This is a genomic window from Winogradskyella sp. J14-2 (genome assembly GCF_001971725.1).
Taxonomy (GTDB): Bacteria; Bacteroidota; Bacteroidia; order Flavobacteriales; family Flavobacteriaceae; genus Winogradskyella.
The window spans coordinates 536,799-549,001 of record NZ_CP019388.1 but is presented as its reverse complement, the minus strand read 5'-3'; the positions used below and the strand labels follow the sequence as shown (position 1 = coordinate 549,001).

Here is a 12,203-nt window from a genome sequence, read left to right as displayed (position 1 = left end):
GCAGGCCAAAACGGCTACGCTCATTGCAGGCTCAAGCGAATCCACTCGGAATTGCTTACGTCTGTGCTTAACAGAAAAATATTAACTTTAATCCCTTAATTAATAGTTTTACGAGACTATTCTACGTGATTTGACCAAGTAACTTATTGAAAAACAATAATTAAGCAAATTTTATGAAAAAAAACCTATTCCCAATTTTTGCAATTGGACTTATGACCATTAGTTGTAACGCACAACAAAAAACTCCTGAATTTGAAATTGAAACTGAAAAGTGGAAAAAAGAACTTCTCGCAAGTGGTGAAGTTGGAAATCCTTGTAGAGAAGATAATGATTGGCAAAAATGGCAAGAAGAAAACCCAAAAGCATATTTCGGATTACAAGAAATTCAATCAAGCGAATCAGATTTCAATTCTGACGGAATTAGAGATGGACTATTTTACTTTCCTGCCGAAAATTGTGTTGGTGGAAATGGAACTGGTTCAGATTTTGGAATGTTAGTTTATTCAAAAGATGGTCAATTCCTTACAAATAAAAACATTACTCAAACAATCGAAAACGGAATAAAAACCGAACTCGCAAAAATTGATATTAATGATCTTTACAAAATATATATTCACTATAAAGGACTTGGAAAAACAATTATTGGAGACTATTATGCTTGGTCAGAAGATGATGCAAATTGCTGCCCAGGTGGAACAGGAACTTTTGAATATAGTCCGACTGAATTTACAACTGAAATAAAAAATAGAACGGAATAAAAACTGCGTAGAATAACATGGATACTAAGCAGAACGTAACACATAAATATATGGAAAGCATAACGGTTCAAACTTCTATCAAATCCGACCTTGACAGGGTTTGGGACTATTGGACGCGACCAGAACACATTACCAATTGGAACTTTGCGACTGATGCATGGTGCTGCCCAAACGCTGAAAATGATTTAAGACCGAATGGGAATTTCTGTTGGCGCATGGAAGCGAAAGACGGTAGTATGGGCTTTGATTTTACGGGAACGTATGACAAAATAATTGACAAGGCACTGATTTCTTACAAAATGTCGGACGGACGAAACGTGGCTATTGCATTTTTGCAAAACGGAGATGAGGTAAATGTGAGGGAAACATTTGATGCGGAGGGCACACATACGGACGAACAACAGCGTGCTGGTTGGCAGGCGATACTCGAAAATTTTAAAAAATACGTGGAAACGCAGTAGCCTGATATAATGAGCGAAAGGCTCGCTTCAATTTCCGTTGGATACGCCTTTACCCAAAGATTTAATACTAAAAATGATAACGTACCGTAAAACGCTATTAAATGCATAAAGCACGTCAACCACTTTCAACAAAGCAGCCGCCTATTCCAGAGCCTGATTATAAGGTTATTGAAGATTGGCTGGCAAACTGTATTATGCCAGGCATTACGCCAATGCTTAAAACTATTGATAGCCTCATCCACGATGCCATCCCCAATCTGCATTACGCTATTAAATGGGGAAATGCCTATTACGGAACCGATGCATTGGGATGGCTGATTGAAGTTGCAGCTTATGAGGTGTCTGCTAATATTGTTTTTTTGAATGGTGCAGCTTTTGACCCACAACCACCTTTAGGAACAGGCGAAACAAGATATATTAAGCTAAAGACACTAGATGAGGTGAATGATGCGCGCGTGATTGATTTTATAAAACAAGCAGCAAATTATAATGGATGGCAATAAATAACAAATGACTTACAGGAATGTGTATAGGTTATAGCGGTTTGGGTACTACTCAAACCGCTTTTTTGTTTGAAATAGCGTATATTGCTATACACCAAGCCATTACATAACATCAATTACTGCTTATACATAAACCGTGGTGCTTAATTATTACGAACTGCTAACTCATGATAAAATTCTTTAGAAAAATTCGCCAAAACTTACTTATGGAAAATAAAATTGGAAAGTACTTTAAGTATGCCATTGGGGAAATTGTGCTTGTAGTCATCGGAATTTTAATTGCATTACAAATTAACAATTGGAATGAGCAACGCAAAGAACATAGTAAGGAACAAGCGCTATTAAAAAGACTTGAAAAGGAATTTATATCTAATAGAAATCAACTTCTGGATAAAATAGAACTTAGACATACTCTGATTGAAAATTGTAGGCAGTTGTTAGACTAATATGATGACCCCGAAAATGCTACACGCGATAGTATCCTTGTTTATTTAAGTACTATTCAACCACCAACCTTTGACCCAATTCAGAATGACTTGGTAAGTTCTGGACATATCGACATTTTAAAAGATGAAACGTTAAAGCAACTACTTGTTAATTGGAGCACTGATGTGATTCAACTTCAAGAAGTAGAGCAAGTGTTTTTTAGATTTTGTGAACAACGCATTTATCCTCATCTCAATGCCATAGGTATACAGCGTGATGTAGCATACACCCATTGGAAAGACGCACCCAAAAACTTGTTAGAATCTAAACAGGTTAAAAACCTCATACCTGGAACATCAAAACTCATTACTAGGACTACGAACGAACTTTTGAAAGACTACAAATTAGAAGGTAAGGTTGCTTGGGCATTAACCCTAAATGTGTTTAATAATCAAGAATCCGAAACCTTAATGAAAAGGATTAATCGTATTCTTGAAGTAATAGAAAGCCAAATAAAAAACTAAATAAATAAAGCACAACGCTAGCCAATGATAAAATTCTTTAGAAAAATTAGACAGAACTTACTTTCGGAAGGAAAAACCGGTAAGTATCTCAAATATGCCATCGGAGAAATTGTACTTGTAGTCATTGGTATTTTGATTCTGATCTCTACATTTACAAACTTGGGTAGGTTGGCTACTTCTACAGTTTCTCTTGCAGGTGCTGTGCTTTTATTAAAATATTTGGCATAAACGGCACTGATTTAAGGTTTAGCGACTCTTTTTATGGCTTATATTCTTTTGAAGACTTATTGTACTTGAACCTTTATATCCGCTAATTCAAAAACCATATACTGCATTAACCGTTCAACGGTTGTGGCATCGGTTGTGTTATTTTCGGTATGAAATGAAGAATATAACACACCTCCATTACCATGTAAGAAGGTGTAGGCCAAATGCTTATTTTCGCTTATACCATCATATTCTATTGGGCCGTATAACCAAGGAATAACTGTTGCAGCATTGTAAGTATCTACAACCTGCCAACCTCCAAGAAATTCATCGATAGTTACTGTGGCGTTTGGTACTTGTATACCAAAGTTTAAATCTAACCAATCTATTAGTGTTTGGTCTAGGATTTCTGCATCAGTAGATAAAGACGTTCCGCTTTTTTCAGGATTATAGAAACTTAAATAGTCAGCGCCACCTTGAGTTATAAAATTAAGGTAGGCATATGCCCAATCTGTTGCATATAACAAACCGCCATTGTTTACATAATCATTTAGATTGTTGCCAAAATCTGTTTTTGTTTCATTTAAGCCACAGTTTAAGAAAATAATATCGTAGTTGCCTAAAAGCGTTGGAGATTCTATAAACTCTCCAAACCCAAAATCTACATTAGGTGCTAACATTGGATTGGTTCGTTTTGCGCTAGCATTGCTCTGGTGGTGACCATGATGTACATTACGATTGGCAATATCTTGACCATCAATAATATCGAAAAGCGGTTGTTCTGTTATTGGATCTACCAAACCGATGTTGTACAAGACCTCTTCGATATGATCGTAGCTTCCTGTAACAACGGCGATTGATGGTAATTGATTAATTGGTAAACTATCTAGATTGAATGTAAGTGCATCGATAAGGTCGCTAAGGTTTGCCGAGGTTGAGGTTTTAAACTGCCCCTTTGATATAGACAACTCATAGCTGTCTTTAGTAAGGTTGTTGAGTATAAAATTGCCTTCACTATCCGTAAGGGCATCTTGTATTAAGGTACCGTCTTTATATAGTTTAACACTGGCTTTAGCCACTGGGTCTAATCCGTTTGGCGTTAGAAATTTTCCGGTGATGTTGTAATCTCCAGAGCTATCGTTGCTTTGCTCTTTAGAACACGAGAAAGCGAAAACTAAAACGAAAAGAAGTGCAAGTGATTTTTTCATAGTATGGATGTAATTAATTGGTTTGTTATAGTTGTAGGTAGCAAAGTTGTTGGAGGGTTACTTTGGTTCTACAAGGATATAACAGATGAGGTTGTGTTTTTCCTAGTCTCTTTATAAAGTTAATGAAAAATACATGAAGTTAGGTATAGACATTTTGTTTTAAAAACCCGAACTTTGATTTTGACCTATTTGATAATAACTAAGCCTGACAACGTGTATAACTCATGGCTATTCAATTGCTTAAACAAAGATGGGGTGTGTTTAGCTTTTAGCTCAACCGAAAAATAATCGCTAACTTAACCGTAACTGAATTTTATACTTTTCCGATAAGTGTCACACCACCTATTTCACCGCAATCATACTGATCTCTACATTTACAAACTTAGGTAGGTTGGCTACTTCAACAGTTTCTCTTGCAGGTGCAGTGTCTTCATTAAAATACGTGGCATATACGGCATTGATTTTGGCAAAGTTGTGCATATCGCTAATAAAGATGGATGTTTTAATAACGTTATTAAAGGTCATGTCTGCAGCAGCTAAAACTGCTTTCATGTTTTCCATAACCTGTTTTGTTTCGGCCTCAATGGTATCCATAACCAATTGCATGGTCTTAGGATGCAAGGCTATTTGCCCAGAGGTGTACAAGGTATTGTTTACTAAAACAGCTTGGTTGTAAGGGCCAATTGGTGCTGGTGCGTTTGGTGTGTTGATTATAGTTTTCATGCGTATAGGTTGCTTCAATTATTAGTGGGTTTAAAATTCGGTAATTTGCGTGGTTTTTTAGAATAAAATGGTGACTATTTTGTTTTTGGTTTTGTTTGGTCTTCGACAGGCTCAGACTGACCGTTGTTTTAATGGTTCTCGATACATTTTTAATCGCTTTGCTAGCGGTTAAAAACACTCGAACTGACGGTAGATTTGTTTTGTGGTTTGATGAGATGCTGAATTACTGAGGTAAGTTCAGCATGACATGTTGGAATTTGGTTTGGCGGTTACTGTGGGTATTGGTTTTGTTTGGTCTTCGACAGGTTCAGACTGACCGTTGCTTTAATGGTTCTCGATACATTTTTAATCGCTTTGCTAGCGGTTAAAAACACTCGAACTGACGGTAGATTTGTTTTGTGGTTTGATGAGATGCTGAATTACTGAAGCAAGTTCAGCATGACTTGTTGGAATTTGGTTTGGCGGTTACTGTGGGTATTGGTTTTGTTTGGTCTTCGACAGGCTCAGACTGACCGTTGCTTTAATAGTTCTCGATACATTTTTAATCGCTTTGCTAGCGGTTAAAAACACTCGAACTGACGGTAGATTTGTTTTGTGGTTTGATGAGATGCTGAATTACTGAAGCAAGCTCAGCATGACATGTCGCAATTTAGTTTGGCGGTTACTGTGGGTATTGGTTTTGTTTGGTCTTCGAGAGGCTCAGACTGACCGTTGCTTTAATGGTTCTCGATACTTTTTTAATCGCTTTGCTAGCGATTAAAAACACTCGAACTGACGGTAGATTTGTTTTGTGGTTTGATGAGATGCTGAATTACTGAAGCAAGTTCAGCATGACATGTTGGAATTTGGTTTGGCGGTTACTGTGGGTATTGGTTTTGTTTGGTCTTCGACAGGCTCAGACTGACCGTTGCTTTAATGGTTCTCGATACATTTTTAATCGCTTTGCTAGCGGTTAAAAACACTCGAACTGACGGTAGATTTGTTTTGTGGTTTGATGAGATGCTGAATTACTGAAGCAAGTTCAGCATGACATGTTGGAATTTGGTTTGGCGGTTACTGTGGGTATTGGTTTTGTTTGGTCTTCGACAGGTTCAGACTGACCGTTGTTTTAATGGTTCTCGATACATTTTTAATCGCTTTGCTAGCGGTTAAAAACACTCGAACTGACGGTAGATTTGTTTTGTGGTTTGATGAGATGCTGAATTACTGAGGTAAGTTCAGCATGACATGTTGGAATTTGGTTTGGCGGTTACTGTGGGTATTGGTTTTGTTTGGTCTTCGACAGGTTCAGACTGACCGTTGCTTTAATGGTTCTCGATACATTTTTAATCGCTTTGCTAGCGGTTAAAAACACTCGAACTGACGGTAGATTTGTTTTGTGGTTTGATGAGATGCTGAATTACTGAAGCAAGTTCAGCATGACTTGTTGGAATTTGGTTTGGCGATTACTGTGGGTATTGGTTTTGTTTGGTCTTCGACAGGTTCAGACTGATAGTTGCTTTGATGGTTCTCGATACATTTTTAATCGCTTTGCTAGCGATTAAAAACACTCGAACTGACGGTAGATTTGTTTTGTGGTTTGATGAGATGCTGAATTACTGAAGCAAGTTCAGCATGACTTGTTGGAATTTGGTTTGGCGGTTACTGTGGGTATTGGTTTTGTTTGGTCTTCGACAGGTTCAGACTGACAGTTGCTTTAATGGTTCTCGATACATTTTTAATCGCTTTGCTAGCGGTTAAAAACACTCGAACTGACGGTAGATTTGTTTTGTGGTTTGATGAGATGCTGAATTACTGAAGCAAGTTCAGCATGACATGTCGCAATTTAGTTTGGCGGTTACTGTGGGTATTGGTTTTGTTTGGTCTTCGACAGGCTCAGACTGACCGTTGCTTTAATGGTTCTCGATACTTTTTTAATCGCTTTGCTAGCGATTAAAAACACTCGAACTGACGGTAGATTTGTTTTGTGGTTTGATGAGATGCTGAATTACTGAGGCAAGTTCAGCATGACATGTCGCAATTTAGTTTGGCGGTCTCTGTGGGTATTGGTTTTGTTTGGTCTTCGACAGGCTCAGACTGACCGTTGCTTTAATGGTTCTCGATACATTTTTAATCGCTTTGCTAGCGATTAAAAACACTCGAACTGACGGTAGATTTGTTTTGTGGTTTGATGAGATGCTGAATTACTGAAGCAAGTTCAGCATGACATGTTGGAATTTGGTTTGGCGGTTACTGTGGGTATTGGTTTTGTTTGGTCTTCGACAGGCTCAGACTGACCGTTGCTTTAATGGTTCTCGATACATTTTTAATCGCTTTGCTAGCGATTAAAAACACTCGAACTGACGGTTAGTTACCCAATTGACGGTCTGGTTGGCGACGTTGATCGTATTTTAAGTCTTTTAGTAAGTTAGACTTAATGCCGATGAAGAAGTTCCACGATTGATTTCGACCAAAGGGAATCCATGAGAAATTCATTCTCCAGCTTAATAGATCGCGCTCAAAGCGTAACTGCGTAAAGGTAAAGCCTTGATTTAAGAAGTCGTAACCTGATGATGCACCAATGGACCATCGCGGAGATAATTCTACATCACCTGAAAACATTAAGGAATGGGATGTAATTTCGTTTTGTCGCCTTGTATTGTTATAGTTGGCCACGTAAGATAGTCTTAGGCTCCATGGCATTTTATAATTGTAGAAATCATTATTTTCTTCTTCCACATCACTTTTTTCCTTCTTTCGATCGCCAAGGCGTTGGTCTGCGAAATCTTGAGACACACCAAAAAGATCATCTGCTCTTGCGTTTGCCGTGGCGCTGTTGCGTTCTGCTTCTTCGTCTCTTTCCTCTTCTTTATCCTTGCCAGAAAAACTATCGTTATTTAAGCTGTAACTTATGTTTAGGTTTGCAGAGGTCATTCTAAATAAGCTACCTCCGTTATTGATATTAAATGTATTGATGATGTTATTGTTACTGTCTAAGGCATAGGGGTTAAGGCGCATACCAAAGTTAATGTTCATTTTTTTGTTAAGAATTTGTGTGCCACCCGAGACTGTTACATCTGACCAATTGAGAGAATCTGCTGCGAGGTCGTAGTTTGCTCTTAAGTTTAGGTTGTTTAGTAAAAAGATCTTTTTTGGTTCTGTTTCGGTTGAGTCTTTAGAGCGCACCTTTGCTTCAAAATTATTACCTATATCTATGCCTATATTGCTAGAATAGCGGTTGCCAGGTCTGCCAAACAGGGAATTTTCGAATCGGGTATATTCTACTTGATCTATGGTTGTACCATCGGCATCGATGACATCGTAAGTTTCATAATATTGGTCAAAAGCTGGTGAAACGCTGTAGCTTATAGAAGGCCGCATAACATGCCTAATGGCTTGTATTTTGGGGTTGTTGTCTTTTTTCTTAAAGTTGAACATACCATAGAGCGTGGTGCCAATACTGGTACCAAAGTTGTAAGTTAAAAAACGATCGAAACCATTGATTTTTATGGCTTCTGAGGTTTCATCTTCAAAAATTGTGTTTCGTTTTACGGTACTGAATGTCCAGTTTTCATCAAAATTGGCGTTAACGCTAGCGCTAAAGTGATTAAAGACTTTAAAGTTAGTAGTTACAGGAATAGAGTGCCTTACACCAGCTACGGCATCATCGAACATTTCACTTTTTCCGAATAAGGAATCTGTAGTTTGTATGCGATATTCGCCTCTTGTGTTTACCTGAAAGTTAATGTTTTGAATGGCTCCCTTTTTTGTGCCTGATTTTGGTGCAAAAGGAAAAACTCTGGTCATAGAGGCCTGCATGGTTGGCAATGTTAGATTGATGGCCTCTGTATTGGTATTTTGATTATGAGTGGCCGTAAGGTTTAGATTAACCTGAGGCTCTCCCTGAAAGGTTTTTGAATACGACACCGATGATGCCAACGTATTGGTTAGCGTATTTGCTAAATTGGCTTGGTTGATGGATTGTGAAAAAAACTGACTACTACCCAAGTTTACCGATGCCGAGAATCTAGAGTTTGGATTGGCTTTGGCGTCTTGACTATGCGACCATCTTATATTGTAGATTGTACTTTCTCTAAAATCTGGAAAACCACGCTCGCTATTGAGTAGTTTCTCGTACCTAAACCCAAAATTACCTCTAAACTTATAACGTACTGCATAGTTGCTTTGTAATCGTATACCATAACTACCATTGGTGTAGTAATCACCCAATACAGCCAAATCTACATAATCACTGATTGCAAAATAATAGCCACCGTTTTGTAAAAAATACCCTCTGTCGTTACCCGTGTCTTCGCCAAAGGATGGGAAAATGATACCAGAGGTTTGTTTTTTGGACATTGGGAAAAACGCAAAAGGAAGAGCGATGGGTGTTGGTACATCGTAAATGTACATTTGGCTCATACCAGTTACAATCTTTTTGTTAGGCACAATCTTAGCTTTGTTCATTAAGATATAGTACTCGGGATCTTCGAGGTTTTCTGAGGTTGTAAATTTACCTCGAGATATAAAATATACAGAGTCGTTTTCTCTTTTGGTACGCTCGGCAATAACAGTTCCGCCGCTTTGTTCGGTTACTGAATTAAAAATAAGGGCTTTTCTAGAGTCTGTGTTGAAAATAATGGAATCGGGTTCGATAACATTAGCACCTTGTGTAAAAACGGGTTTTTGTGAGTATCCTGTTGAGTCTTTTAGTCTGCCAGCATATACCAGATTTTTGCTGTAATCTATAACAATAATACCAGCCTTAATCTCCATATCCTCGTACTGCACTACGGCCTCGTTAAACAATCTTATTTGTTGCTTTTTTTGATTTATGGCTACGTAATCTTTAGCTTTATATGTTACGACGTCTTTTAGAAACCCCTCTTTTTTAAGAGAATCATTTTTGGTAGAGTCAACGGTTTTGGTACTTACTGGCGGATTTAATAAGGAGTCCGCTAGGATTTCAATCCTATCTTTAGCCACAACAGTGGTATCGGTTTTTTGCTCAGAAGGGATACCTTCATTTTTTTTTGGTAATTCTTGAGCCAAGCTCAACGTGTTGATAAACACTGTAAAACTCAAGGCAAAAAGTATGTGTAAACTATTTGTACGCAATCCTTTTAGATGTATTTTTGTAAAATTATGGCTCGGTTTTTGAAACGCCAAAAGTACAGATATTTTTTTGTGATTATCTTATTAAAATTTCTAAAGTTTAAAAATAGGATATTACTAAATACACAGCGTAATAATTAGAGTTTATAAACCGTTAGATTACATATGCAAACGACGCGAAAATATATAATAGTATTCTTGCTATTCACTTTTATCACTTCTTTAACATGCTTGGAGCCACTGTATGCCCAAGAGGATAAGTTTGTTGTAGTGTTGGATGCTGGGCATGGTGGTCATGATTCTGGCAACTTAGGTAATGGTTACAAAGAAAAAAACATAGCGCTTAACGTTACATTAGAAGTTGGAAAGGAGTTAGAAAAGAATAAAGACATCAAAGTCATTTACACACGTAAAACCGATGTGTTTGTAGAGTTGCATGAGCGCGCCAATATTGCAAATAAAGCAGATGCCGACTTGTTTGTATCTATACATTGCAACGCGCATAGCTCTCAAGCCTCTGGTACAGAGACTTTTGTTTTGGGTGAAAAAAATACTGGAAGAAACTTTGAGGTGGCCAAGCGTGAGAATGAAGTGATTTTTTTGGAGGATAACTATGAGCAGCATTATGAAGGTTTTGATCCGAGTTCTCCAGAGTCTACCATAGCTATTGGTATTGAACAAGAAGTCTATGTAGAACAAAGCATTGCATTGGCGCGTAAAATAGAGGATAGCTTTATTAGTAAGGCCAAACGAAAGAGTAGAGGTTTAAAGCAAGCAAGTCTTCTTGTAATACGAAACACCTACATGCCTAGTGTTTTGGTAGAAGTTGGTTTTTTAACCAATACTAAAGAAGGTGCTTATTTAAACACAAAAGCCGGACAGTCTAAAATGGCCAGTGCTATTAAAGATGCCATTGTAGATTATAAAAAAGAAATAGATCAAAATGTAGGGCGTAGTATCCTAGGCACTGAAAAACTAGATGTAGATACTGTAGCGACCTTGGAGCGTCTACCATTGGTTTATGAGGGCATTACCTTTAAAGTGCAAATTGCAGCGAGTTCTAAGGATTTAGCTCCAAAATCGTACAATTTTAAGGGCTTGTCTGAAATCAGTAAGCTTAAAGTCGGTAAGCTTTATAAATATTTTTACGGCAGCACATCAGATTATAACAAAGTAAAACAATTGCAAGAAGAGGCTAAGTCTAAAGGCTACACTACAAGCTTTGTTGTAGCTTTTAATAAAAGCGGCACGCAGATTACCCTTGATGAGGCTTTAAAATCTGCTACTAATTAGAATTATTATTAATAATTTTATTGCTAATTTTGTTTTTAATCAAATCCAGACCCATTGAGAATTTCAAGAGAAGTAAAAACCGCAATATTAGTATTATCTGGTATCGCTCTTTTCATTTATTTGTTTTCGTTTTTAAAAGGGGATGATATTTTCTCCAATACCAACACCTACTATACAGAGTTTGATTATAATGCGTTGAGCCCATCATCTTCTGTCACTGTAAAAGGGAATAAGGTCGGCAAGGTTGAGGAAATTAAATACGATTTTGAAACCGGAAAAACAAGAGTATCGTTTTCTGTGAATCCTAAGTTGAAGTTTTCTAAAAGTAGTACCATTAGGCTTTATGAAACCGGTTTAATGGGAGGTAATGCACTGGCCATTGTAAACTCTAACGAAGGAGAATTAGCCAAGCCAGGCGATTTTATAACATCAGAAGTACAACCAGGCTTAATAACATCTTTAAAAAGTAATTTTTCAGGAATTAGCTCTGATCTAGACAGTACCATACGTTCAGCAGATACCTTAATGACCAATCTTAATAAGTTAGTTGTTGACGAGTCTGAAGTAGGATTGAAACATACTATTGAAGAGCTTAATGCTACGCTAAAATCGTTTAAGTCGTTATCTTACACGGTACAAGGTCTTATAAAAACCAACGATGCTAAGATTGATTCAATACTAGATAACTTTAACAATACCAGTACTAATCTTGCAAAGTTGTCAGACGATATAAAAGATATGGAACTCTCTAAAACTGTATCTAAATTTGATGAATCGTTGACATCCATAAATGTATTATTAGCAAAAATAAACAGTAACGATGGCACACTTGGTAAGCTACTTAACGACGTTGGTCTTTACAACAACCTTGAAGCCGCCTCAAAAGAGTTGCAACTGTTGTTACTGGATATAAAATTACATCCTGCACGCTATAGAAGGATTCTTTCTAAGCGCGAAATTCCTTATACGGAACCAACACCAGAGCAGATCAATACTAATTAGACGT

10 protein-coding genes and 1 pseudogene are annotated in these 12,203 nt (G+C 37.4%); 7 read left to right on the top strand and 4 right to left on the bottom strand.

Features of this window, described 5'->3' with window-relative positions; genetic code table 11:
- Window positions 1–173: 173 nt before the first annotated feature.
- From BWZ20_RS02560 to BWZ20_RS02540, 5 genes are all read left to right on the top strand, one after another.
- Window positions 174–758, top strand: a complete 585-nt coding sequence (locus BWZ20_RS02560; protein ID WP_157358303.1) for a hypothetical protein — start codon at window positions 174–176, stop codon at window positions 756–758.
- A 17-nt stretch (window positions 759–775) separates the two neighbouring features.
- Complete coding sequence (locus tag BWZ20_RS02555; protein ID WP_232217132.1) at window positions 776–1,219, top strand: SRPBCC family protein; 444 nt, start codon at window positions 776–778, stop codon at window positions 1,217–1,219.
- Window positions 1,220–1,320: 101 nt separating this feature from the next.
- On the top strand, window positions 1,321–1,722 hold the full coding sequence (locus BWZ20_RS02550; RefSeq protein WP_076615813.1) for a DUF1801 domain-containing protein: 402 nt from the start codon (window positions 1,321–1,323) through the stop codon (window positions 1,720–1,722).
- A gap of 167 nt (window positions 1,723–1,889) precedes the next feature.
- Window positions 1,890–2,168: a DUF6090 family protein gene (locus tag BWZ20_RS15550; protein WP_076615810.1), complete on the top strand. Its 279-nt coding sequence runs from the start codon at window positions 1,890–1,892 to the stop codon at window positions 2,166–2,168.
- 90 nt (window positions 2,169–2,258) lie between these two features.
- On the top strand, window positions 2,259–2,672 hold the full coding sequence (locus tag BWZ20_RS02540; RefSeq protein ID WP_076615807.1) for a hypothetical protein: 414 nt from the start codon (window positions 2,259–2,261) through the stop codon (window positions 2,670–2,672).
- A 140-nt stretch (window positions 2,673–2,812) separates the two neighbouring features.
- Here BWZ20_RS02540 and BWZ20_RS15425 read toward each other — a convergent pair.
- The 4 genes and pseudogenes from BWZ20_RS15425 to BWZ20_RS02520 form a co-directional block, all read right to left on the bottom strand.
- Window positions 2,813–2,911, bottom strand: a pseudogene (locus tag BWZ20_RS15425) (Rid family hydrolase); the annotation flags it as partial.
- Window positions 2,912–2,956: 45 nt separating this feature from the next.
- The gene (locus BWZ20_RS02530) at window positions 2,957–4,087 is read right to left on the bottom strand and encodes a carboxypeptidase-like regulatory domain-containing protein (protein WP_076615804.1); all 1,131 of its coding nucleotides are present in this window, start codon (window positions 4,085–4,087) and stop codon (window positions 2,957–2,959) included.
- Between the two features lie 342 nt (window positions 4,088–4,429).
- Window positions 4,430–4,810, bottom strand: a complete 381-nt coding sequence (locus BWZ20_RS02525; RefSeq protein WP_076615801.1) for a Rid family detoxifying hydrolase — start codon at window positions 4,808–4,810, stop codon at window positions 4,430–4,432.
- Window positions 4,811–7,156: 2,346 nt separating this feature from the next.
- Entirely contained in the window at window positions 7,157–9,958 is a 2,802-nt protein-coding gene (locus BWZ20_RS02520; protein ID WP_076615798.1) for a putative LPS assembly protein LptD, read from the bottom strand.
- Between the two features lie 111 nt (window positions 9,959–10,069).
- Between BWZ20_RS02520 and BWZ20_RS02515 the strand changes: the two genes are divergently transcribed.
- Together BWZ20_RS02515 and BWZ20_RS02510 are read left to right on the top strand one after the other, a co-directional pair.
- A complete protein-coding gene (locus BWZ20_RS02515; protein ID WP_076615795.1) occupies window positions 10,070–11,197 on the top strand; it encodes an N-acetylmuramoyl-L-alanine amidase in 1,128 nt (375 codons plus the stop codon).
- 54 nt (window positions 11,198–11,251) lie between these two features.
- The gene (locus BWZ20_RS02510; protein WP_076615792.1) at window positions 11,252–12,199 is read left to right on the top strand and encodes an MlaD family protein; all 948 of its coding nucleotides are present in this window, start codon (window positions 11,252–11,254) and stop codon (window positions 12,197–12,199) included.
- Window positions 12,200–12,203 lie beyond the last annotated feature (4 nt).